Source organism: Pseudomonas sp. LRF_L74 (genome assembly GCF_965644255.1).
GTDB lineage: Bacteria > Pseudomonadota > Gammaproteobacteria > Pseudomonadales > Pseudomonadaceae > Aquipseudomonas.
The window spans coordinates 344,162-367,551 of sequence record NZ_CBFFRH010000001.1; the positions used below are offsets into that span (position 1 = coordinate 344,162).

Here is a 23,390-nt window from a genome sequence, read left to right on the forward strand (position 1 = left end):
TTCTCATCCACCATGACAACGTTGTGGTGGACGGGAAAAGCGTCGTCCCCCTACGAACTGTGGCAGCGGCGAATGATGCCTTAGAAAGCGGAGCGAACCCGCAGGAGCGCGCATGGACTAGGCGTCCCCGCCGCTCCTGCGAAGGTTCGTGCTGGCACGGGTTGGACGGTACTCAGCCCGCCGCCAGCATCCGCCCGGTTTCTTCCAGGTTGATGTGCCACTGCATGGCTTCACGCAGGATGTGCGGGGTATGCCCGCCGCGCTCGCAGGCGCGATCGAAGTAGTCGTTCAGCGCCGCGCGGAAGTCCGGGTGCACGCAGTTGTCGATGATCACCCGTGCGCGTTCGCGTGGCGCCAGGCCACGCAGGTCGGCCAGGCCCTGCTCGGTGACGAGGATGTCGACGTCGTGCTCGGTGTGGTCGACGTGGCTGACCATCGGCACCACGCTGGAAATCGCCCCGCCCTTGGCAATCGACTTGGTGACGAACACCGCCAGGTGCGCGTTGCGGGCGAAGTCGCCGCTGCCGCCGATGCCGTTCATCATCTTGGTGCCGCCGACGTGGGTCGAGTTGACGTTGCCGTACAGGTCGAACTCCAGCGCCGTGTTGATGCCGATGATCCCCAGGCGACGCACCACTTCCGGGTGGTTGGAGATTTCCTGCGGACGCAGCACCAGCCTGTCCTTGTACTTCTCCAGGTTGCCGAACACTTCGGCATTGCGGCGCTCCGACAGGGTGATCGAGCTGCCCGAGGCGAAGCTCAGCTTGCCGGCGTCGAACAGGTCGAAGGTCGAATCCTGCAGCACTTCGGAGTACATGGTCAGGCCTTCGAACGGCGATTCGATCAGGCCGCACATCACCGCGTTGGCGATGCTGCCGATGCCGGCCTGCAGCGGGCCGAGGTTGTTGCTCATGCGCCCGGCGGCGACTTCGCCCTTGAGGAAGTCGATCAGGTGATCGGCGATGGCCTGGGTCTCATGATCAGGCGGCAACACGGTGGACGGCGAGTCCGGCTGGTTGCTGATGACGATGGCGACGATCTTCTCCGGCGGGATCGGAATCGCGGTCGAACCGATGCGATCGTCCACGCGGGTCAGCGGGATCGGCGTGCGGGTCGGCCGGTAGGTCGGGATGTAGATGTCGTGCAGGCCTTCCAGGTTCTGGTTGTGGGCCAGGTTGATCTCGACGATCACACGCTTGGCGAAGATCGCGAAGCTGGCCGAGTTGCCCACCGAGGTGGTCGGCACGATGTGGCCCTGCTCGGTGATGGCAACGGCCTCGATCACCGCGATGTCCGGCAGCTTGAGCTGGTGGTTGCGCAGTTGCTCGACGGTTTCCGACAGGTGCTGGTCGATGAACATCACCTTGCCGTCGTTGATCGCCTTGCGCAGGGTGCTGTCGACCTGGAACGGCATGCGCCGGGCCAGCACGCCGGCCTCGGTGAGTTGCTTGTCGAGATCGTTGCCCAGGCTGGCGCCGGTCATCAGGCTGATCTTCAGCGGCTGGGTCTTGGCCCGCTCGGCCAGTGCGTGGGGCACGGCCTTGGCTTCACCCGCGCGGGTGAAACCGCTCATGCCGACAGTCATGCCGTCTTCGATCAGGGCAGCGGCATCGGCTGCGCTCATCACCTTGTCCAGCAACGACGGCAGGCGCACACGGTCTTGATACATGAATAACCTCGGAAAACACGCGGGATACGGGAGGAGCGCCAGTCTAGGGGCTGCGCCTGCCCGCGCCAGCCCGACCAAGGTCGAATGGAGCCCGTCCTCTAGTGCCGATTGCCGCACAGAGCCGCCGACCGGCGCTCGCACCGTGACGGTGGCGCTGCTAGTCTTGCCGCCCAGCCCCTGCAACTCGTGATCCCGCCATGCCCGTGCGCTCTTTGCTGCTGTTTCTCGCACTGTCGTTGCTGACGAGCCACGCCAATGCGCTGACCATCTACAAGTACGTCGACAAGAATGGCGTGGTCACCTACACCGACAAGGCCACGCCCGGCGCCCAGGTGTTCGTGTTCCGCGACCGCATGGTCGAGCACCTGGAAAAACTGGTGAAGCTGGAGACCAGGAAGCACGCGGCCGGCGAAACCCTGCTGGTGCGCAACGACCTGTACGCGCCGGTGGAAGTCGAACTGAGCCTGAACGACGTCAGCAACGCCAGTGGCGCGCCCGACAAGCCGATCCGCTGGGTACTGCCGGCGCGCAGCAGCATCCGCCTGGCGACCCTGGCACCGCTGGATGCGAGCAAGGCGATGCGCTACACGCCCAGGCTGCGCTACGCCCTCGGCGATCCGCGCCTGCAGCCCTCGCTGTATCGCTACCCGTTGCCCTGGCGCGGCGGTCCGTTCCGCCTGACCCAGGGCGCCAACGGCAAGTACAGCCACTTCACACCCAAGGGGCGCTATGCGCTGGATATCGCCATGCCGGTGGGCACGCCTATCGTCGCGGCGCGCTCGGGCATGGTGGTCAAGGTCGAGAACCAGCAGAGCGGGCGTGGCAACAACCCGTCCGGCAACTTCGTGCGCATCCTGCACGACGACGGCACCATGGGTGTGTACCTGCACCTGACCCGTGGCTCGGTGAGCGTGCGCGAAGGCCAGCACGTCAACGTCGGCGATGCCCTGGCACTGTCCGGCAACACCGGCAACAGCACCGGCCCGCACCTGCACTTCGTGGTCCAGCGCAACGTCGGCCTGGCCCTGGAGTCGATTCCCTACGACTTCGCCCAGCCGGTGGATACGCTGCCGAACTTCGCCGTGGTCGGTAGCAACTAGGCTTCTACCTCACAGTCGCCGGCACGAAATACGCCAGGACAGCCATTTTTCATGGCGCAGCCGCCCGCAGGGAGGCGCACAGGACGTGCTCAATGAAAAATGCCGCTCACCCTTGCAGGTGAGCGGCATTCTTTAGCGTACCAACGCCAGGACTTACGCCAGTTCGTCGAAGCACTCGGCGATGATGGCGATGCCTTTCTCCAGTTGCGCGTCAGGGATGGTGACGGGCATCAGGAAGCGGATGACGTTGTAGTAGGTGCCGCACGACAGCAGGATCAGGCCTTTCTCGCGCGCCTTGGCGACGATCTTGCCGACCAGTTCGGCAGCCGGCTTGTTGTGGTCGCCGCCTTCGAACAGCTCGATGGCGATCATCGAACCCAGGCCACGCACATCGCCGATCACCTTGTGCTTGGCAGCGATGTCGCGCAGACCGGCCTTCAGCTTCTCGCCAACGGCGTTGGAGCGATCCAGCAGCTTCTCTTCGTCGAACACTTTCAGCACGGCCAGGGCCGCGGCGCAGGCAATCGGGCTACCCGCGTAGGTGCCGCCCAGGCCACCGGGAGCGATGGCGTCGACGATCTCGGCCTTGCCGACCACGCCGGAGATCGGGAAACCGCCGCCGACCGATTTGGCGAAGGTGGTCAGGTCCGGAGTCACGTCCAGTTGCTCGGTGGCGAAGAAGGTGCCGGTACGGCCAGCGCCAGTCTGCACCTCGTCGGCAATCAGCAGGATGCCGTGCTGGTCGCACAGGGCGCGCAGGCGTTTCATGAAGGCCGGGGAGTTGACGTAGAAACCGCCTTCGCCCTGTACCGGTTCGATGATGATCGCGGCGATGTCCTGCGGCTGGGCATCGTTCTTGAAGATGCGCTCGATGCTGGCGATGGACTCGTCTTCGCTCACCCCATGCAGCTCGCAAGGCGCCAGGGCGCGGTACACGCCAGCCGGCATCAGGCCCATGCCCGCGGAGTACGGCACCACCTTGCCAGTCAGCGACAGGGTCATCATGGTGCGGCCGTGGTAGGCGCCGGTGAAGGCGATCACGCCGGCGCGGCCGGTGGCGGCACGGGCGATCTTCACGGCGTTCTCCACCGCTTCGGAACCGGAGCTCAGCAGCACGGCTTTCTTGGCGAAGTTACCCGGTACGCGCTTGGCGATTTCTTCGCACAGCTCGATGTAGGGTTCGTAGGCCAGTACCTGGAAGCAGGTGTGGGTCAGCTTGGTCAGTTGTTCCTGGACGGCAGCGATCACTTTCGGATGCACGTGACCGGTGTTCAGTACCGCGATGCCGCCGGCGAAGTCGATGTACTCACGGCCTTCGACGTCCCACACGGTGGCGTTCTCGGCGCGCTCGGCGACGATCGGGTGGATCTGGCCGACGCCACGGGCGACGGCGGCTTGGCGACGTTTCAACAGGGATTCGTTGGTCTTGCTCATGATTTCCTCATTGGCCGCTCAGGCGCGACCGGGTCCAAGGATGATGACGGAGGTAAGGGCCAGACAGCAGCTTGCGATGATCGGACTGCCTCGTACCCACCGACCCGTCGGCAGGGTTCGCCGGTGCTACCACCGGAAACGCCGACGCCGGGTGACGCAGCTCTTGCCTGTCACCCGGCACCCACGGAAACTTGTGCAGCGTCGGCAGGACGTACGCCCTGCCGCTTGAATCAGATACCGCCGAGGCAGAGGTACTTCACTTCAAGGTAGTCCTCGATGCCGTACTTCGAACCTTCACGGCCCAGGCCCGACGCCTTGATGCCGCCGAACGGCGCCACTTCGTTGGAGATCAGACCGGTGTTGATGCCGACCATGCCGTATTCCAGGGCCTCGGCCACACGGAACACCCGGCCCAGGTCACGGGCGTAGAAATACGAGGCCAGGCCGAACTCGGTGTCGTTGGACATGGCGATCACGTCAGCCTCGTCCTTGAAGCGGAACAGCGGCGCCAGCGGACCGAAGGTCTCTTCCTTGGCCACGGCTGCGCTCTTCGGCACGTCGAGCAGGATGGTCGGCTCGAAGAAGCTGCCGCCCAGGGCATGCGGCTTGCCACCGAGGGCGACCTTGGCGCCTTTGCTCACCGCGTCGTCGATGTGCTCCTGGACCTTGGCCACGGCTTTGCCGTCGATCAGCGGGCCGGTGGTGGAACCCTGTTCCAGGCCGTTGCCGATCTTCAGCTTGGCCACGGCGACCTTCAGCTTCTCGGCGAAGGCATCGTAGACGCCGTCCTGTACGTACAGGCGGTTGGCGCAGACGCAGGTCTGGCCGTTGTTGCGGAACTTGGAGATCAGCGCGCCTTCGACGGCCGCGTCCAGATCGGCGTCGTCGAAAACGATGAACGGCGCGTTGCCGCCCAGTTCCAGCGAGACCTTCTTGATGTCCTTGGCGCACTCGGCCATCAGTTGGCGACCGATTTCGGTCGAGCCGGTGAAGCTCAGCTTGCGCACGATCGGGTTGCTGGTCAGCTCGCTGCCGACTTCGCCGGCGCTACCGGTGACCACGCTGAACACGCCTTTGGGAATGCCGGCGCGCTCGGCCAGCTCGGCCAGGGCCAGCGCCGAATAAGGGGTCTGCGAAGCGGGCTTGAGGACCATGGTGCAGCCAGCAGCCAGGGCCGGGCCGGCTTTACGGGTGATCATCGCCGCCGGGAAGTTCCACGGGGTGATGGCCGCGGTCACGCCAATCGGCTGCTTGATCACGATCAGGCGCTTGTCTGGCTGGTGGCCCGGAATCACGTCGCCATAGACACGCTTGGCTTCTTCGGCGAACCACTCGAGGAAGGACGCAGCATAGGCGATCTCGCCCTTGGCCTCGGCCAGCGGCTTGCCCTGCTCCAGGGTCATCAGGCGACCGAGGTCTTCCTGGTTCTCGATCATCAGCTCGAACCAGCGGCGCAGCTTGCCGGCACGCTCCTTGGCGGTCAGCGCACGCCAGGCCGGCAGCGCCTTGTCAGCGGCTTCGATGGCACGGCGGGTTTCAGCGGCGCCCATCTTCGGCACGCTGCCGATGATTTCGCCGGTCGCCGGGTTGTTGACCTTGATGGTCTGGCCGCTGTCGGCGTCCAGCCAGGTGCCATCGACATAGGCTTGCTGGCGGAACAGGGAAGTGTCTTTCAGTTGCATGACTGATCTCCTGGGCGCACACCCGCGTGGGGTAGGCAGTGGAAGGGGTACCGGACAGGCAGGCCGGAGGCGAAAAAATATCCACGAATGCTAGGGCCCGATTGGCTAAAGGGCAATAGCTTCGTTCGATAAAAGCCACGCCTAGTGGGAAAACTGGAACGAACGGTGGCGCCGTCAATTCAATAGAACAAGCGCCCTGCGCAGCCGAACCCGAGGTCACTCCGACACGGATGTTCGTTATATCGAACACTTTTGACAGCCATAAACAGCCGCCGTGCCCACGCCTGGACGAACAGAAGCCGCGCCGGCTGCGGCTCCCAGCGTCATAACAGGCCCCCTGGTCGACGCGCCACAACCTCACTCATGACGCCATGAAAGAGCAAGCGACAGGAAAGCCCTCCAGCGCATGGACGCCCGCTCATCGGATGCGTATGATTGCGCCCCGCAACGCACCAGTAGCTCAGCTGGATAGAGTACTGCCCTCCGAAGGCAGGGGTCGTGGGTTCGAATCCCGCCTGGTGCGCCATCTAAAGAACCTGGCCCGCCTTTGAGCGGGCTTTGTCGTTTCTGGAGGCTGGCAAATAGAAAGGTTCTTTACGGATTACCGGAAAAGTCGCTCTTGATATTCATGAAAAAGAATTCGCTATCCCGGTAGCCATAGGCCATCCGCTTGATCACCTTGATTCGGTATTGATGCCTTCCAATTGACCCGTGGCCATCGCACCTTGCTCAGGATGCCGCGCCAGTAGCCCTCAGCCGTATCAAGCTTAGGCAGCACCTCCACTTGCAACGCGCGTCGCTCCAGGAGGCGTACGCTGTCCCAATGCAACCCGAACAACTCAGCAACATGTAAGGTCGGTAGTCGCCGACACGCCTGAACGACAGCATCGGCCACGCGACGAGTCATTCGCGAATAATGATCGAGCCACCTGACAGCCTCCAGGCGCTTGCCGCAAGTGCTGCACACGACTCATCTAAGCTCGATGTCTAGACGAACCGCCCTCCCGAGAATGGGCAAGTCTCGGATGACTCGCTGACAGTATTCATGGACGCTCGGGCAGAGCGTGTGACAGCCGCCGCAGGTGGGAAATCGGTTGAATCGTGCACAAGAACGCCGATTTGCAGGTGGATTTGCTCGCACGAACACCATCCATCAAACCGGCGTCCTTGTTTCTATTCTTTCCCGGGATTCCGTGAAGAACCAAAAAAGCCAATGCAAACAGCTTCGGCGGCAAAGAAAGTACCAACGTTCAGCCCTTGTACTTCAGCCCACATTTCGCCAGACAGCTAATGTGCAAATCCCGTCTCCAAGCAGTCGCATCAGCGGGAATTTGCACATCTGATTTATGAAGTCTTTCCTATACTGTTTTTCATCTTGGTAATTTTTATTTTCCCAGCAAAGAATGTCCGAACTGATAGCGCATCCACAGCTCAATTCCCAGAGAGACCAAAACTATTAATGCAATAATAGCTATAATGGTTTTTCTGTACTCTTGCTTGTCAAATTCAAAAGTGTCAGGGCGTATGAAAAACTTCGAATAAACAAACGACGAAATATGCAAGTCCGGTCTGAAAAGCTGAATCCCCTGAATGAAATGCGCCCTTAATTCTTTATGATTTCCCGCATAGTATGTAAGGGTGGCATCCATTTTAAAATCAATCATTTTTTTATTTCCGTTCATATGAACGAAAAAAATTATTCCGCCTTTAATTAGTGTTTTGACATACACATCATCAGTATACCGGTCATTGCTGCAATGGAGCTGCGCATATGAAATGGTTTCTGTTTCGCCGTTTGCCTTATGGAAACGGAGCCCTTTCTTGTTTACCGTTATGCCGCCAACATAATTTGCTTTTTTCATCTGGCGAACGATAGCAACATATCCCCAAACAATCAGCGGATAATAAACAACCATAACAACAACTGATATTTCTTCTTCCATGTAAAGCAGAACAGGCACTGCGAAAGAAGACAGAAAGAAAAAAACAAATACTGACCCGAGCAAAATTCGTACAAGCCAAGTGATGAACCAGTTGGCTTGTGATTTTAGTTCCGGGAAATTGCCTTTGGTGTACTTCATAGCTTTATAGAAATTATCTAATCCCTGTTTAATTGCAGTCCTTCTACCTCGACCACCCATCTATTATCGCCGGTCAAAAAAACCGCCAAACAAGCCTGTCAGTTTTTCCAAACAATCATAACAAGCAGCTACTTCGGCAGCGCATTCTTGAGCGAGTCGTCCGCCATCAATCAGGCGATGCCCCGTTCCAACTCTCGTGCGGTTGCCGAGACACGCTGGATAGTCTCGATCAATCCTCCTGCGCGCCCTTTTCATCTTCGATTTCCGCCAGCAAATCGTCCGGTTCAACCGCGTCCACCGCCGCCTCGTTCTCCGGCAGCGCCGGGATGAAGTCGATTTCCAGTGCGGCCTTGTCGACGAAGTATTCCGGCAGCTCGCCTTTGATCGCCGGGGCGAGGTTCTTGAATTCGCCGACCTGCTTGACCAGGTTGCCCTTGCCGCTGACCAGTTGGCCTTCGGCCTTGGCGTAGGCTTCGCTGGCGGTGTCGAGGCCTTTCTTGACCTTCTCGAAGCTGGCCAGGAAGGTATTGAGCTTCTTGAACACCGCCTCGGCCTTGTTGGCCAGGGCGGCGGTGTGTTTGTTCTGGTCTTCGTAGCGCCATAGCTGGCGGACGATGTTGAGGCTGGTCAGCAGGGTGGTCGGGGTGGCCACCAGCACGTTGTTCTCGATGGCTTGCTGGAACAGGGTCTCGTCGGCCTTCAGCGCTTCGACGAAGGCCGACTCGATGGGGATGAACATGAACACCATGTCCGGCGAATTGAGGCCCGGCAGCTTGTAGTAATCGCGGTCGGCCAGTTCCTTGATGCGGCTGCCGACGGCCTGCACGTGCTCCTTCAGCGCGAGGATGCGCTCCGCCTCGCTCTCGCCGTTGACGAAGCGCGTGTAGGCGTTGAGCGAGACCTTGGCATCGATGATCAGGTGCTTGCCCTGAGGCAGGTAGACCACTGCGTCGGGGCGCTGGCGACCTTCCTCGGTGGTGAAGCTGACCTCGCGCGCGTAGTCCTTGCCCAGTTGCAGGCCAGAGCGTTCGAGGACGTTTTCCAGCACCAGTTCGCCCCAGTTGCCTTGCAGCTTTTTCTGCCCGCGCAGGGCGGTGGACAGCTCGTGGGCCTCGGCGGTGATCTGCTGGTTCAGCGCCTTCAGCGACTCCAGTTCCTTGCGCAGCTCGCCCTGCTGGGTGGTCTCGCGGTGGTGGATGTCCTGCACTTCCTTCTTGAAGGTGTCGATGGACTGCTGGAACGGGCTCATCACCGCACTCAGGGTGAGCTTGCTGTTCTCCTGCAACGCCTGGCTCTTGGCTTCGAGGATTTCGTTGGACAGCAGTTTGAACTGCTCTGACAGGCTGGCCTTCTGCTTCTCGAAACTGGCCAATTCGCGCTCATGGCTGGCGGCACGCTCATCCAACTCGGTCTTCAGGCGGGTATGTTCGCGACTGACCTCGGCGAGTCGATGCTGCAGGGCGTCGTGCTTTTCCGTCGCGGCCACCAATTGCGCCTTGAGATCGCCCACCTGCACCCGCGCCTCGCGCTCGGTGGTCTCGAAGCCCTTGGTGCGCTTGCCTTCCTCGGCCAGGGCATCCTTCAACTGGCTGACGGCGATGCGCTCCTGATCCAGCGCAGCCTGCGCCTGTTGCAAACGCGTGCGGTAGTCCTCGATCCGCTCTTTCAAGCTACGGATTTCCGTCAGGGTCGTTTCCTGCTGGGTCTGCGCGGCATGGCGCGCCTGGTTCGCCTGCTCCAGGCGGCTTTCCAGATCGCTCAGGCGTTGCCGGCTCTCCCTGACCTCGTCACCCAGGCGCGCCTCGGTCGCCGCAGCGGCAGCCAGCCGGGCGCTGAGCTTGCCTTCCTCGACCTGCAAGGCGTGGCCACACGCTTCGGCAGCCTTGAGCTGTTCCTGCAATAGCGAGCACTGACGCGCCGCGGCGTCCTGCTCCAGCCGCGCCTGCTCCAACTGAGTGGCGAGCAGGGCGTTCTGCCGTCCCTGGCGCAGCGCCGCGAAGAAGTAGCCCAACAGGGCGAAGACGATAACCAACACCACGCTGATGGCGATGATGTCGGGGGTCCATTGACTGGCTTGCATGATTACTCCTGAGCACTTGTATACCCGCTCGTTTCGCTCTGCCGCACAGGGCCGTGAACGGACTCTGCGGGCGGCCTGACACGCTATGGTCGCGGGCGAAATCGAGCTGACGGCGCAATTGTTCCACATGCACCCGATCCGTGCGCGCCGCGTTGGCGAACCATCAGGCATCGGCGCCGAGCAGCGCGGCGCGCAAACCGCTGCGCCGCACCACGCGACGCTGCACCGCCTGTTCGAACACCCCGGCGCGGCTTTCCACCAGGCTGAAGCAATGCCGGGCGCGGGTGATGCCGGTGTAGATCAGTTCCTTGGTCAGCACCGGGTTGAGGTTTTCCGGCAGCACCAGTGCGCAATGGGCGAACTCCGAGCCCTGGGATTTGTGCACGGTCATGGCGAACACGGTTTCCACCGCGCCGAGGCGGCTGGGCAGGATCGAGCGCAGGCCGCCGGAACCGTCGTTGCGAGGGAACACCACGCGCAGCACCAGACGCGACGCCTCACCCGCCTGCGTCGATGGCTCGGGCAGGCGCAGGGCGATGCCGATGTCGCCGTTCATCAAACCCAGGCCATAGTCGTTGCGCGTCACCAGCACCGGACGGCCTTCGTACCAACCGTGGTCCTGCTCGATCAGCCCGCGCTGCAACAGTGCCTGGGCGATGCGCACATTGAGCGCTTCGACGCCCCAGGCACCCTTGCGCACGGCACAGAGCAACTGGAAGCGGTCGAAGGCAGTCAACACCGCCGCCGCCCAGGCATCCCAGCGCTCGCTGTCGTCGCCCAGGTCGGGGCGCTGTTCGCGCAGGACGTTCAGATAGTCGACGTAGCCCACTGGACGCTGCTCATCGCCCGGCCAGCCATCCAGCAACAGGCGCTCGAAGGCGCGATCCTGCTCGCCTGCCAGACGCAGTGCATGGACATCCGCCGTACCGGCCATGAGCACCGCGCGGGCCTCGGCAGCCGCCCCGCGATTGACCGCCAGGGCCAGGCGACCGATACCGGAGCCACCGGCGAAACGCCGCGAGTGACGCAGCATGACGATGTGCTGGGCCAACGCCTGCTCACCGCCGTGCAACTGCGGGTCTTCGATGCGCTCGCCAGTCTGCTGCGCCAGCCAGTGCAATGTGGCCTGGCTGTAGCCACCGGCTTCGGCATCGCGACAGAGGTCGCCGAGCACCGCCCCAGCCTCCACCGAGGCCAATTGGTCCTTGTCGCCGAGCAGGATCAGCCGTGCATGGGCGGGCAGCGCATCGAGCAGGCTGGCCATCATTTCCAGGTCGATCATCGAGGCTTCGTCCACCACCAGCACGTCCAGCGGCAGCAGGTTGGCGGCGTTGTGGCGGAAGTGGCGGCTGTCCGGACGGCTGCCCAGCAGGCGGTGCAGGGTGGTGACGCTGCTGGGAATCTGCCCGCGCACGGCCTCGCTGACCGGCAGCGACGCGACCTGGGCACCGATGGATTCGGTCAACCGCGCGGCGGCCTTGCCGGTCGGCGCGGCGAGGCTGAGGCGCAGCGGCGCGCCCTGGTCCAGCGCCGCCGCCTGCAACAGCGCCAGCAGGCGCACCACGGTGGTGGTCTTGCCGGTACCGGGGCCGCCGGTGACCAGGGTGAAACGCCCGCGTGCGGCCAGGGCGCAGGCCAGTTTCTGCCAGTCGGTCAGGCGTTGGCCTGCGAGTACCAGAGGTTCGGGAAACAACGCGCTCAGACGCGCGGCGAGGTCAGTGGGGGCGTCGGCCGGAGCACGCAGGCGTGCGCCGATACAATCGGCCACGCTGCGCTCGTAATCGCGATAGCGCCGCAAGTACAGGCAATCGCCACTGAGTACCAGCGGCGCGACCTGGTCTTCGCGCTCCTGCAACAGCGCACTCTTCTCGCAGGCGCTACGCCAGGCTGGCAGGCTCACCCCGGCGAGCACGTGTGACGGCAACAGGCTGACACCTTCGGCACTTTCGCCCTCCGGCGGCAGCGACAAGGCCGAGTCGGGGTCGGCCAGGGTAGTGCGCAAGTCGAGGCACACATGCCCCTGCCCCAGTTGGTGACTGGCCAGGGCGGCGGCCAGCAACAGCAACGGCGAGGCCTCGGCGTCGAGTCCGGCGAAGAACAGCGCCAGGCTGCGGTCCAGCTCACGCAGCCAACCGCGCTCGCTCCAGGCGGCGAGCAGTTCGAACAGTTGCCTGCGATCCGCGAGCATCGGCGTCATGCCAGGGCCTCCATGCTTTCACCGAGGAACAGGGCGTCCAGGCGCTCGATCAGCGCTCGCGCCGGACGCGCCAGGTACTGCCCGGCAGCCGGCGCGCGGAGGAACAGGTACAGCGCGCCGCCCAGGTGGCGGTCGTAGTCGTAGTCCGGCAAACGCAGGCGCAGGTGGCGGTGCAGGGCCAGGACGTAGAGCACGTATTGCAGGTCGTAGCGGTGGCTGGCCACGGTCGCCTCCATGGCCTCAAAGGTATAGGCCTGGTCGTCGGCGCCCAGCCAGTTGGACTTGTAGTCGACCACGTAGTAGCGCCCCTCATGTTCGAACACCAGGTCGATGAAGCCCTTGAACATGCCGTTCAGGGTGTCGGCAGTCAGCGCCGGCCGCGCCACGCCGGGCAGCTCGAAGCGCTGCACCAACTGGTCCAGGCGCTTGACCTCGACCCGCCGCGCTTCGAACCAGAACTCCAGCTCCGCCTGGTACTCGACCAGTTCGGCCAGGCTCGCCGACTGCCCGTCACCCAGGTGCAGCGGCTGCACCAGCAGTGCCTGCAACCAGTGCCAGAGCGGTTCGATCCAGCTTTCCAGGCCGCGCCGCTGGCAACGCCGCGCCAGATGCTCGCGCAGCGCGCCGGGGTCGCCCGCCAGGGGCGCGAAGCCTTCGGCGGCGGCGATTTCCAGCAGGCCGTGGAGGAAGGTGCCGGGGTTGGGACCACGGGGAAAGCGGTGCAGGCCCTGGGCTGAAACCGGGATCTGCTCCAGGGCCAAGGCCGGGCGCTCATCGTCGCTGGCGATCTGTACCGCTGGATTGTCGGGCGACAGGTCGTCGTGGCGATCGATCGTCGCGTCTTCGCCCTCCTCCATGCGCAGGGCGCTGTAGGAGGCGATCCACCAGTGTTCGCGGGCGCTGCGGGCCGGCGTCGGCCAGCTTGGCACGAAGGCGCCGTCGTCCAGCGCACGGTAGCGCTGCTCAGTGGCGACTGGCGCCGGCAACACCGCGCAGCGCGACGGCTGCGCGAGCGGGCTCAGCCAGCCGAGCAGGTCGGCACTTTGCGCCAGCGCCTGGCCACCGCCCAGCAGGTAGCCAAGGGCGCTGTGGTGCAGGCGCGAGCCCCTGGCCTGGCCGATCTTCAGGTCGGCGATGCCCAGCCAGCAGGCGTAGCGGGCACGGGTCAACGCCACGTAGAGCAGGCGCAGGTCTTCGCCCAGGCGCTCCTGCTCGGCCTGGACCAGGCTGGCCTCGTCGGCCTTGAGCAGCAGGCGGCGGCGCTGGCCGTCGTGCACCATCAGCGGCTTCTTGTCGTCGAGCGGACGGAAGGAACAGATGAAGGGCAGGAACACCAGCGGATACTCCAGGCCCTTGGATTTGTGGATGGTCACCACGCGCACCAGGGCATCGTCGCTCTCCAGGCGCAGCACGGTCTCGTCAGCCTGGCCACGTTCGGCGAGCGCCTCGGCCAGATGGCGGATCAGCGCCAGTTCGCCATCCAGTTCAGCGGCAGACTGTTGCAGCAGTTCGGCCAGGTGCAGCAGGTTGGTCAGCACCCGCTCACCGTCCTCGCGGGCCAGCAGTTGTTGCGGCAATTCGAAATCCTGCAGCAACTGCCGCAGCATCGGCAGCACACCCTGGCGCTGCCAGCGCTGGCGATAGCCACGGAATTGCATGACCCGCGCCTCCCAGAAACGCTCATCGAGGTTCAGGCGCTCCAGCTCGGCCAGGCCCAGGTCCAGCGTGGCACTGGCCAATGCGGCGCGCAGCGGGCGCTCCTGATCGGGCTCGGCACAGGCGCGCAGCCACAGCAGCAGGTCGTGGGCTTCGAGGGTGTCGAACACCGAATCCTTGTCCGACAGGTACACGCTGCGCACGCCACGCGCTGCCAATTCGCCACGGATCGCCTGGGCTTCCTTGAAGTCGCGCACCAGTACGGCGATATCGCTGGGCTGCAACGGTTGCAGCGCTGCGCCGTTGGCGAAACCGGCACGCCGCTGCTGGCCGAGGTCGAGCAAACGCACGATCTCGCTGGCCGCGCCGCTCGCCAGCTGTTGCAGGTAGCGGCCCTTGGCCAGGGCCTCGTCGCTCGCCAGGTGCCAGAGCGTCAGGGCTGGCTGGCCTGCGCCATCGACACTCCAGCCATCCTTGCGCCCCTGGGCCCCGACCGGGATGAACGGCAGATCGTCGCGCAACAGGAACGCGCCCTGCCCGCCCTCGCGCCGCTCGGCCTGTTCGAACAACGCATTGACCGCATCGACCATCGTCTGGCTGGAACGGAAGTTGGTGTCGAGGTTGTAGTGCCGCCCCTCGGTGGCACGCCTGGCGCGCAGGTAGGTGTGGATATCCGCGCCACGGAAGGAATAGATCGCCTGCTTGGGGTCGCCGATCATGAACAGCGCGCAATCGTCGCGGTTGGCCTCGACCTGGTAGAGCGTGTCGAAAATGCGGTACTGCAGCGGGTCGGTATCCTGGAACTCGTCGATCATCGCCACCGGGAACTGCTGGCGGATCACCTCGGCCAGGCGCGGCCCGCTGGCGCTTTGCAAGGCGGCGTCCAGGCGCACCAGCATGTCGTCGAAGCCCATCTCGGCGCGCTGGCGTTTTTCGCGGTCGAAGCGCTGGCGAATCCAGGCCGCCGCATGACGCAACGCGGCTTCGGCCGGCGCCGGCAAGGCGTCGAGCCGGGCCTTGAGTTGGCTCATGGCGTCCAGGGCCGGATGATTCGGCGGCGGCCCGGCCTTCCAGGCCTCGGTCAGGCCATCGGCGGTCAGGCGGCTGAAGCCGGTGCCAATGTCCAGCGACTCGTCAGCGCCCAGCGCCCAGGTGCGCAGCTTTTCCAGCCAGGGGCTGTAGTAGCGCGCCTGGATCTTGCGCGCATCCACCTGCTTGGCGGCCACGGCCTGGTCGAGCAGGCGCTGCAATTCATCGGCCCAGGCTGCCCAGGGTTGCTTGAGTTGACTCAAGGCCGCGTGGCGCTCCTGGAGGGAGGCTTCCAACAGATGGCCGAGCGCCTGGCTGGCGTCGCCGTCTTCCCCCAGCAGCGGGCGGATGCGTGCGCCCAATTCATCAGGCGCGCCCCAGTTATCCGCGACCCAGTCCAGGGCCACGCCCTGCAACGGGTAGCAATGCTGGCGCCAGTAGTCGCGCACCACTTCGGCCAGCAGTTCGCTGTGATCGGTCTCCAGGGTCTGGCTGAACAGGCTGCCGCTGTCGAAGGCATGTTCGCGCAGCATGCGCTGGCACCAGCCGTGGATGGTCGACACCGCCGCCTCGTCCATCCATTGCGCGGCCAGCTCCAGGCGCCGTGCGCAATCGTCCCAGGTCGCAGGCGGGAAATCCGCCCGCAGCAAGGCGAGCAATTCGTCGCCCTCGGCGTCACCACGGAACACCGTCGCGGCTTGCACCAGGCGCGCCCGAATGCGCTCGCGCAGCTCGCGGGTGGCGGCGTCGGTGAAGGTCACCACGAGAATCTGCGGCGGCAGCAATGCCTCGCGAAACGCCGCCTCGCCGCCGTGCCCGAGGATCAGCCGCAGGTACAGGGCGGAAATCGTGAACGTCTTGCCGGTGCCGGCGCTGGCCTCGATCAGGCGGCTGCCGTGCAGGGGAAAGCGCAGGGCCAGGGGGCGTTGCTGACTCATGGTTGCGCATCCTCGAGTACGGTGATGCTGGCGTGCAGCAAGGATTGGTAGAACTGCTCGCAGCAGAACGGGAAACGACCGTCGGCGGCCAGCACGGCGAAATCCGGGTAATGACGGAGCAGGCTGGCGCTCTCGCTGACCTCGCCGAACGCCTGGTAGCCATCGCCTTCGTAGGCTTTGCGCGCGGCCTCGGCGGCCTTGTCGACATCGTTCTCGGCGGCGGCCAGGTAAGCCATCGCGGTCTTGATCGCCACTGGCAAGGGTGCCTGCATGCCCTGCGCATAGGCCTCCAGCCACTGCCGCAGGATGCGCTCGCCCTCGGCCTGCTCCAGCGGCACGAACGACAGGCGCACGTCTTCGGCGACCAGCACGGTGGTCAGCGGATGACCGCAGGCCGCCGCGACCACGTGACCGACCCAGGGTCGCAGCACGCGGTGCCATTTCAACGTGCGTTCTTTCTTCAGCCCGCCGGCCTGTAGCTCCAGACGCGCCAACTCGTCGCCGGTACTGCGCAGGTCGCCCAGCCAGTCTTCCAGTTGCAGTCCGGCATGCGCGTAGCTCAGGCGCAGCGGCGAGGTCAGGCGCTGCGACCAGCGTGCGGTCAGCGCCTGGTAATGCAGCAACTGCGCCGGCAAGGGTTCTAGCAAGCGCTCACGCAAGCGCTCACCGAACCCCGCCACCGGCAGCACGCCGCTGCGCTGGATGCGCAGGGCAGCGCGCCGCAGGGCCTGGTCGACATCCTCGTGCTCTTCCAGGGCGCGCTGTGCCGCCTGCAGCAAGCGTTGCTTGAGCTGATGATTGTGCAGGCCATCGAGCGCGAAGGGCTCGGCGTCCAGCTCGGCCTGCTCGGTTTCGTCCAGGTGCACCTTCAGGCGCTGGGTGAAGAAATGCTTCGCCGGATCGCGCAGGAAACGCTGCAACTTCTCCAGGCTCAGCGGCGCATCCGCCAGCCAGTCCGGCAACGCCTGCGCAACCGGCTCGGCGGCCGTCGCCTGATGCGACACCGCCCATTCATGCACATAGCTGAACAACGCGGCATCGCCGCGAAAATAACGGCGGCTGAACGGTTGCAGCGGATGCTCCAGCGTCAGCGCGTGCAGCAGATCGCCGCCGCCAGCCAGGCGCCAGGCGCTGGCCAGGTGGTCGCGCAACTGGCCGATCAGCACCGACGGCGGACGCTCGCTGTTGTCGCGGATGCTACGCCCGACCCAGCTCACATACAGCCGGTCACGCGCCGACAACAAGGCTTCGAGCAACAGGTAACGATCGTCTTCGCGCCGCGAACGGTCGCCCGGACGGTAGTCGCCGGCCATCAGGTCGAAATCCAGGGGCGCCTGGCTGCGCGGGTAATCGCCGTCGTTCATGCCGAGCAGGCAGACATGGCGGAACGGAATGGCGCGCATCGGCATCAGCGTGCAGACGTTCACCGCACCGGCCAGGAAACGCTGGCTGAGCCTGCCCTGGTCGACGCCACTGAGCCACGCCTCGCGCACCACCGCCAAGGGCAGCGCCTCCTCCAGGCTCGCCGCCTCGCACAATCCGAGCCAATCGTCCAGGGCGTCGAGCACCTGGGCGCGCAGCACCTCGTCATGTTCGCTGTGCGGCAGGAAGAAGTCGTCCAGCAACGCCCGCAGACGCTCGCCCCAGGTACTCGGCAAGGCCGGCTCGGCAAGCACCTGGCAATGGATTTCCAGGCTGTCGAGCAAGCGCGTCAGCGGGCCGATCAGCGCCGCATCGAGCCCACCGATTTCGTCATAGGGTTCGATGCCAGCATGGGCGCCAGCGCCGCCCACAGCATAGCCGAGCAGCATGCGCCGCAGGCCGAAGCGCCAGCTGTTCTGCTCCAGACCGTCGCCCAGGCCGAGGCTCGCCCGTTGTTCGGCGTCCAGCCCCCAGCGTACGCCGGCGCCCTCCAGCCAACGGCGCAGCAGCGGCAGGTCGTCTTCGTCGATGGCGAAGCGCCCGCGCACGGCCGCCACGTCGAGCAGGTCGAGAATCTCGCTCACGCTGAAACGGTTCTCCGGCAGGCGCAACAGATGCTCCAGGGCGATCAGCAACGGCGCCTTGCCGCGCAGCCCCTGGTCGGCCAGGGTGAACGGGATGAAACGTGGGTCGTCGTGGGCGAACTGGCCGAACACCGCGCGAATGGAAGCCGCGTAGGCGTTCACGTCCGGGACCATGACGATGATGTCGCGCGGACGCAGCGTCGGGTCCGCACTGAAGGCGGCGAGCAGTTGGTCGTGCAGCACCTCGACCTCGCGCTGGGCGCTGTGGGCGACATGGAAACGCAGCGAACGGTCCGTTTGCGGGTCGACCGCCGGCCAGCGCGCGCGGCTTTCCTTCAGCGGACGCAGGTCGAGGATGTCGTTCTGCAACTGGCCCAGCAGGCTGTCCTCGGCGCCTGGGCTGAACAGGTCGATGCGCTCGAACTGCTCGCGGTAGCGCTGCGGCTCGTCGTACTGGTCGAGCAGGTTGATGTAGTCGCGGCCTTGCTTGCCCCAGGCCGCCAGCAGTGGCTGGCCGTTCTGGTGCAACTCGACCACGTCGAACAGGCCGGGCTGGATCGGCAGGCCGCTGGCCTTGCGCTTGTGCCGGCGGAATTCGTGGCGCAGCAGGTCCTTGTCCTCGACGATGTCGCCCCAGTGGTGCTGGCAGGGGTTGTGCACGTAGAGCATCACCTGGCAGAAGCGCGACATCGCCGCCAGCGCCGCCAGCGCCTGGGCCGGCAACGAGGAAATGCCGAACACGCTGACCCGACGCGGCAGGCCACGCGGGCGTTCATCCAGCTCGGCCAGGCGTTCGACGAAACGCGGATGCACACCCGCCCGGCTCTGCGCCAGGTGCTCCGCGCCGACGTCCGCCAACAGGCTGCGCCACAACAACGGCTGCCATTGCGCGGATTCGTCCAACTGGCGCACGCCGCCACGTGCGTTACGCACCTGGTCGCGGCCCTCGGCCCAGTCCGCCAGCCAGTCGGCACGGTAGACCTGGTACTGGTCGAACAGGTCGGCCAGGCGCTCGGCCAACTGGTAGCGCTTGCGCAGGTCGGCGTCATCGGCCAGGAAGCGCCGCAACGGCGCGAACGTCGGCTCGGCCAGCAGGCTCGGCAACAGGCGCATCAGGCGCCAGGTCAGCGGCGCCTTGTCCAGCGGCGATTGCTGCGGAATCGCCTCGCTGCCCAGCACGCTGCGATAGGCCTGCCAGAGAAAGCGCGCCGGCAGGTCCACGTCGGTGGCCGCGGCGATGCCACAGCCGTCCTGCTCGGCCAGCGCCAGCTTCAGCCATTGGGCGATGCCGTTGCTCTGCACCAGCAGCACTTCGTTCTCCAGCGGCCGCAACGGGTAACGGCGCATCCACTCGACGGCCAGCGCACGCAGCTCTTCGAGGTGGTTGCCGTGGATCACCATCAGACCGGGTTGAAGCTGCTGCATGGATAAGTCCTGAGTCTTTGTTCTGAAAGCGATTCGCCCGGGTGCGGCGGACGGGTCGCCAAACTACCATCGGCATCGGGCGAATGACATTCGCCGCTGTCTCGCTGGCGGGCACAAAGCATATCCGACCCGCGCCTGGTGCATTATCGCCGAGCAGGCGACATCCCGTGTCGTGACCTTTGGCACGCGTCGAGTCGCGCCGGTTAGACTGCCCCTCCGACCTCTTGGGAGTACCTTCGATTGGCAACCTGGATCCTTTCGGTAAACGGCAAGCTCACTGGCCCCATGGACGCCGAACAGGCGAAACGCATCGCCCGCGAATCACCCGGCTCGTGGTGCTGGCGCCAAGGCATGGCCGACTGGCAGCCGGTGCATCAGGTGGCGGAAATCCGGCCGATGAAAAAGGATGGCGTCACGCCGTTCCCGCCGCCATCGCCGGATATGCTGTCGGCCAAGCCGACCCGCCTGCCCGACAGCGCCGGGTCCTCCCGCGCCCCCGTGCCCAGCCCAGCACCCGTGCAGCAGCAGGGCGTGGCGGCTTCCTCGGGCTTCGGCTCGAACCAGCGCACGGATGGCGTGGACTTCAAGATCCATGGCAGCGAGACCCAGTTCGTCGAAATCGAACTGGACCAGGGCGAAAGCGCCGTCGCCGAGGCCGGGGCGATGATGTACAAGACCGCCGGCGTGGACATGCAAACCGTGTTCGGCGACGGCAACAGCCAGGACGACGGCCTGCTCGGCAAGCTGTTCAGCGCCGGCAAGCGCCTGGCCACCGGCGAAGGCGTGTTCACCACGGTGTTCACCCAGCAATCGCCCGGCAAGGGCCGGGTGGCCTTCGCCGCGCCCTACCCCGGCACCATTCTCGCCCTCGACCTGAAACAGTACGCCGGCCGACTGATCTGCCAGAAGGACAGCTTCCTCGCCGGCTCACGGGGCGTCAGCCTGGGCCTGCATTTCCAGCGCAACATCCTTACCGGCCTGTTCGGCGGCGAGGGTTTCATCCTGCAGAAGCTGGAAGGCGACGGCATCGTCTTCGTGCACATGGGCGGCAGCATCCGCAAGGTCGAACTGGCCCCGGGCGAACGCCTGGACGTCGACACCGGCTGCCTGGCGGCGATGACCCGCGAGGTGAACTTCGACATTCGCAGCGCGGGCGGCATCAAGAGCATGCTGTTCGGCGGCGAAGGCATGTTCCTCGCCACCGTGACCGGCCCCGGCACCGTGTGGCTGCAAAGCCTGCCGTTCTCGCGCCTGGCCGGGCGCATGCTGGCGGCGGCGCCGCGAGGCAACAACAGAGGCTGACCAGCGAGTTGCCGTCATCCACCAGTCATCTTTATATTAATCAAGATGTTAGCCTTGTAACTCGATGATCGCCCAGCCCCCCGATGAAGCAGTCCGCCGCACGTCCCAAGTACCAGCAACCGCAACTCGACAACAACCGCTCCCTGGCCGACCAGGCCTCAGCCTCAGCGCCGCCACGTGCCATGCCGAAAACCTCGGCCAAGGTCACCGCCATCAGACCGATGCCAGCGCGACCACAACCATCCGGTTTCTGGAGCCAGGTGCCGGGCGGCAACCTCGCCACGCTGGTCCTGATGCTGGGCATTGCCGCTGTCGGCAGCGCCGTCGGCATACCACTGGGTGCCTGGCTGTTTGCACATGGTGTTCATCTCTAGCCCACCAACGTACCACGACCCTTTTTTCTAGCCATGGAATAGACTCCCCAGAAATCAATGAGTTACTGACCAAGCCGGAAAAAGGGTTACAAACGTCCCAGACCGAGGTAACGCTTTTTCAATCAGAGGGTTAGCGTATCGGGGCTCTACTTCACTGCCGGATAGGCAGCTAAGAAAACGCAGGGCAGGACCATCACCACAGGAGCTCCCTTCACTGCCGGATAGGCAGCTAAGAAAAAGGTCACCAGCATGGCCGAGCGGTACAAGAACTTCACTGCCGGATAGGCAGCTAAGAAATGGGTCACGTCCACCAGGGCGGGCAGCAATACCTTCACTGCCGGATAGGCAGCTAAGAAATTAGCGTACCGGACGGCCGCGCCATGCAAACCCTTCACTGCCGGATAGGCAGCTAAGAAAAGGAAGGCGGCGCGGATGAATCCCGGTTCGCCCTTCACTGCCGGATAGGCAGCTAAGAAAACCTGGCTCAGCAGATGAAGAGCCGCTTCGAGCTTCACTGCCGGATAGGCAGCTAAGAAAAATCGGGGATAACCGGCCATGCACGCGCCGGCCTTCACTGCCGGATAGGCAGCTAAGAAAGTTCCAATGCGGCAAGGCGTGGCTTGGGATCGATAAACTGCCGCACAGGCAGACCTGGAAATTTTGTGCAGGGTTGCCGTGACAGTGGGTTACCGTACCTCGTGCTCGACGGCTCCACTCGCCCATGAGGAATCACCTTTCGATGACCCCACCCCTCGTCCTCTCCATCCAGTCCCACGTCGCCCTCGGCCATGTCGGCAACGATGCCGCGGTATTCCCATTGCAGCGCCTTGGCTTCGAGGTGCTGCCGGTGCATACGGTGCAGTTCTCCAACCACACCGGCTACGGTCAGTTCCGTGGCCAGGTGTTCGATGCCGAGCATATTCGCGAGGTGCTGGCGGGACTGCGGGATCGCGGGGTGTTGTCGCGAGTGACCGCTGTACTCTCTGGCTATCTGGGCGATGCGGCAATCGGCGCGGTGATCCTCGAAGCCGTCGACGAGATCCGTCGCGACAATCCCGCCGTGCGCTACCTGTGCGACCCGGTGATGGGCGATGTCGGCCGTGGAGTGTTCGTCAGCGGAGCGATCCCGGACTTCCTGCGCAACCTGGCGATCCCCTGCGCCAACATCATCACGCCCAACCAGTTCGAGTTCGAACTGCTCACCGGCAGCAAGCCCGGCAGCGTCGCCGAAGCCGTACATATCGCCCGCCAGCTGCGCGGGCGCGGGCCGGACGTGGTGGTCGTCACCAGCCTGGCGACAGCGGACATTCCCGCCGACCAACTCGCCACCCTGGCGGTCAACGGCGAAGGTGCCTGGCTGGTCAACACGCCGCGCCTGGATCTGCACCCGCTGCCCAACGGCATGGGTGACGTCTTCTCGGCCACCCTGCTCGCGCGCCTGCTCGGCGGCCTGCCATTGCCACGCGCCCTGGAACTGGCCACCGCCACGCTCTACGCCCTGGTCCACGCGACCGCCGCCGGCAGCCGCGACCTGCCACTGGTGGCGGCGCAGGAGCAGATCATCGAGCCCGCGCAACACTACCCCGCGAGGGCGGTGAACCCGCTCCAGGGCGAACACTGAATGCGTGCCGCCTGATACAAACTCATTACACAATCGCTACGAACGACGCCCCGAAGCGGCCTAGCATCGCGGCTGTCGTCAAGCACAGCGGCCAGGAATAGGCCGCCCCATCCAAGGAAACCACCATGCAAAAAATCCGACGCCTTTTCGCACCTGCCCTGCTCCTCGGCCTGTTCGCTGTGCAGCCAGGTATCGTCCATGCCGAAAGCACCGCCGAGAAAACCGTCCGCGAAGAGAGCCGCGAGGTACGCCAAGACGCCTCGCAGGCCAGCAAGAAGACTGACAAGGACACCAAGGAAGCCAAGCGCCTGGCCAAGGAACGCCAAGACGCCGCCAAGCGCGTGAAAAAGGAGACCAAGAAAACCGTCAAGCAGGATGACAAGGAAGTGAAGAAAGCGGAGTAACCAAGAGCCCCGAGCTCCGGGCCTGAGTCCAATTGATTGTTCAAGGCCCGGTCGTATCTGTTTCTGGACCGCCTGTGCGGCAGCGCACGTTGCGTCCAGCGCGAACACGTCGGCGCCTGGTTTCTTAGCTGCCTATACGGCAGTGCACTGGCCCATATCTTCTAGCTCGCCACGAATACGTTTCTTAGCTGCCTATACGGCAGTGCACTTGTCGCTGAGGACGCCGGGGACGTTTTCCCATTTCTTAGCTGCCTATACGGCAGTGCACTAGACACAATAATCGCCAATCCCTTGCCAGCAAAGCGCTTCCAAGCCAACCACCAGAAAAACCCTTTTTTCTGCCAGCTCTTAACTCATTGATTTTCATGGGCCGGGCTTCCCTGTAGAAAAAT

Annotated in this window: 13 protein-coding genes, 1 tRNA gene, 2 pseudogenes and 1 CRISPR repeat array; of the genes and pseudogenes, 6 read left to right on the forward strand and 10 right to left on the reverse strand. The window is 64.3% G+C overall.

What is annotated here, in order from left to right; genetic code table 11:
- Nucleotides 1–172: 172 nt before the first annotated feature.
- Nucleotides 173–1,669 (reverse strand): acetyl-CoA hydrolase/transferase family protein, encoded by a 1,497-nt coding sequence (locus ACSZPK_RS01665; RefSeq protein WP_437879663.1) that lies wholly within the window; start codon nt 1,667–1,669, stop codon nt 173–175.
- A gap of 197 nt (nt 1,670–1,866) precedes the next feature.
- Between ACSZPK_RS01665 and ACSZPK_RS01670 the strand changes: the two genes are divergently transcribed.
- Nucleotides 1,867–2,769 (forward strand): peptidoglycan DD-metalloendopeptidase family protein, encoded by a 903-nt coding sequence (locus tag ACSZPK_RS01670; RefSeq protein ID WP_437879664.1) that lies wholly within the window; start codon nt 1,867–1,869, stop codon nt 2,767–2,769.
- A 153-nt stretch (nt 2,770–2,922) separates the two neighbouring features.
- Here the strand turns inward: ACSZPK_RS01670 and gabT are convergent, their stop codons facing one another.
- Nucleotides 2,923–4,203 carry a 4-aminobutyrate--2-oxoglutarate transaminase gene (gene gabT / locus ACSZPK_RS01675; protein WP_437879665.1) on the reverse strand — a complete coding sequence of 427 codons (1,281 nt, stop codon included), beginning with the start codon at nt 4,201–4,203 and terminating at the stop codon, nt 2,923–2,925.
- Nucleotides 4,204–4,433: 230 nt separating this feature from the next.
- The gene (gabD, locus tag ACSZPK_RS01680) at nt 4,434–5,885 is read right to left on the reverse strand and encodes an NADP-dependent succinate-semialdehyde dehydrogenase (protein ID WP_437879666.1); all 1,452 of its coding nucleotides are present in this window, start codon (nt 5,883–5,885) and stop codon (nt 4,434–4,436) included.
- Nucleotides 5,886–6,334: 449 nt separating this feature from the next.
- Here gabD and ACSZPK_RS01685 point away from each other — a divergent pair.
- A tRNA-Arg gene (locus tag ACSZPK_RS01685) sits at nt 6,335–6,411 on the forward strand.
- A 68-nt stretch (nt 6,412–6,479) separates the two neighbouring features.
- Here the strand turns inward: ACSZPK_RS01685 and ACSZPK_RS01690 are convergent.
- The 7 genes and pseudogenes from ACSZPK_RS01690 to recC form a co-directional block, all read right to left on the reverse strand.
- Nucleotides 6,480–6,639 (reverse strand): annotated as a pseudogene (locus tag ACSZPK_RS01690) (transposase); the annotation flags it as partial.
- Nucleotides 6,640–6,669: 30 nt separating this feature from the next.
- Nucleotides 6,670–6,978: pseudogene (locus ACSZPK_RS01695) on the reverse strand (helix-turn-helix domain-containing protein); the annotation flags it as partial.
- 292 nt (nt 6,979–7,270) lie between these two features.
- The gene (locus ACSZPK_RS01700; RefSeq protein ID WP_437879667.1) at nt 7,271–8,026 is read right to left on the reverse strand and encodes a hypothetical protein; all 756 of its coding nucleotides are present in this window, start codon (nt 8,024–8,026) and stop codon (nt 7,271–7,273) included.
- A gap of 169 nt (nt 8,027–8,195) precedes the next feature.
- Nucleotides 8,196–10,046, reverse strand: coding sequence for a DNA recombination protein RmuC (gene rmuC / locus ACSZPK_RS01705; RefSeq protein ID WP_437879668.1), 1,851 nt, complete (start codon nt 10,044–10,046; stop codon nt 8,196–8,198).
- Between the two features lie 163 nt (nt 10,047–10,209).
- The gene (gene recD, locus ACSZPK_RS01710; RefSeq protein WP_437879669.1) at nt 10,210–12,243 is read right to left on the reverse strand and encodes an exodeoxyribonuclease V subunit alpha; all 2,034 of its coding nucleotides are present in this window, start codon (nt 12,241–12,243) and stop codon (nt 10,210–10,212) included.
- Complete coding sequence (gene recB / locus ACSZPK_RS01715) at nt 12,240–15,866, reverse strand: exodeoxyribonuclease V subunit beta (RefSeq protein WP_437879670.1); 3,627 nt, start codon at nt 15,864–15,866, stop codon at nt 12,240–12,242. The genes recD and recB overlap by 4 nt, the downstream gene beginning before the upstream one ends.
- Nucleotides 15,863–19,297, reverse strand: a complete 3,435-nt coding sequence (recC, locus tag ACSZPK_RS01720; RefSeq protein ID WP_437879671.1) for an exodeoxyribonuclease V subunit gamma — start codon at nt 19,295–19,297, stop codon at nt 15,863–15,865. Before recC ends, recB begins: the two co-directional genes overlap by 4 nt.
- A 240-nt stretch (nt 19,298–19,537) precedes the next feature.
- On the opposite strand from recC, the gene ACSZPK_RS01725 reads away from it, so the two are divergent.
- The 4 genes from ACSZPK_RS01725 to ACSZPK_RS01740 all read left to right on the forward strand — a co-directional run bounded on the left by ACSZPK_RS01725 (nt 19,538) and on the right by ACSZPK_RS01740 (nt 22,998).
- A complete protein-coding gene (locus tag ACSZPK_RS01725) occupies nt 19,538–20,599 on the forward strand; it encodes an AIM24 family protein (RefSeq protein WP_437879672.1) in 1,062 nt (353 codons plus the stop codon).
- 83 nt (nt 20,600–20,682) lie between these two features.
- Complete coding sequence (locus tag ACSZPK_RS01730; RefSeq protein WP_437879673.1) at nt 20,683–20,973, forward strand: hypothetical protein; 291 nt, start codon at nt 20,683–20,685, stop codon at nt 20,971–20,973.
- Between the two features lie 149 nt (nt 20,974–21,122).
- Nucleotides 21,123–21,570: a CRISPR direct-repeat array (repeat unit 28 nt; unit sequence CTTCACTGCCGGATAGGCAGCTAAGAAA).
- Nucleotides 21,571–21,712: 142 nt separating this feature from the next.
- Nucleotides 21,713–22,594, forward strand: a complete 882-nt coding sequence (gene pdxY / locus ACSZPK_RS01735; RefSeq protein WP_437879674.1) for a pyridoxal kinase PdxY — start codon at nt 21,713–21,715, stop codon at nt 22,592–22,594.
- Between the two features lie 125 nt (nt 22,595–22,719).
- Nucleotides 22,720–22,998, forward strand: coding sequence for a hypothetical protein (locus tag ACSZPK_RS01740; protein ID WP_437879675.1), 279 nt, complete (start codon nt 22,720–22,722; stop codon nt 22,996–22,998).
- Nucleotides 22,999–23,390 lie beyond the last annotated feature (392 nt).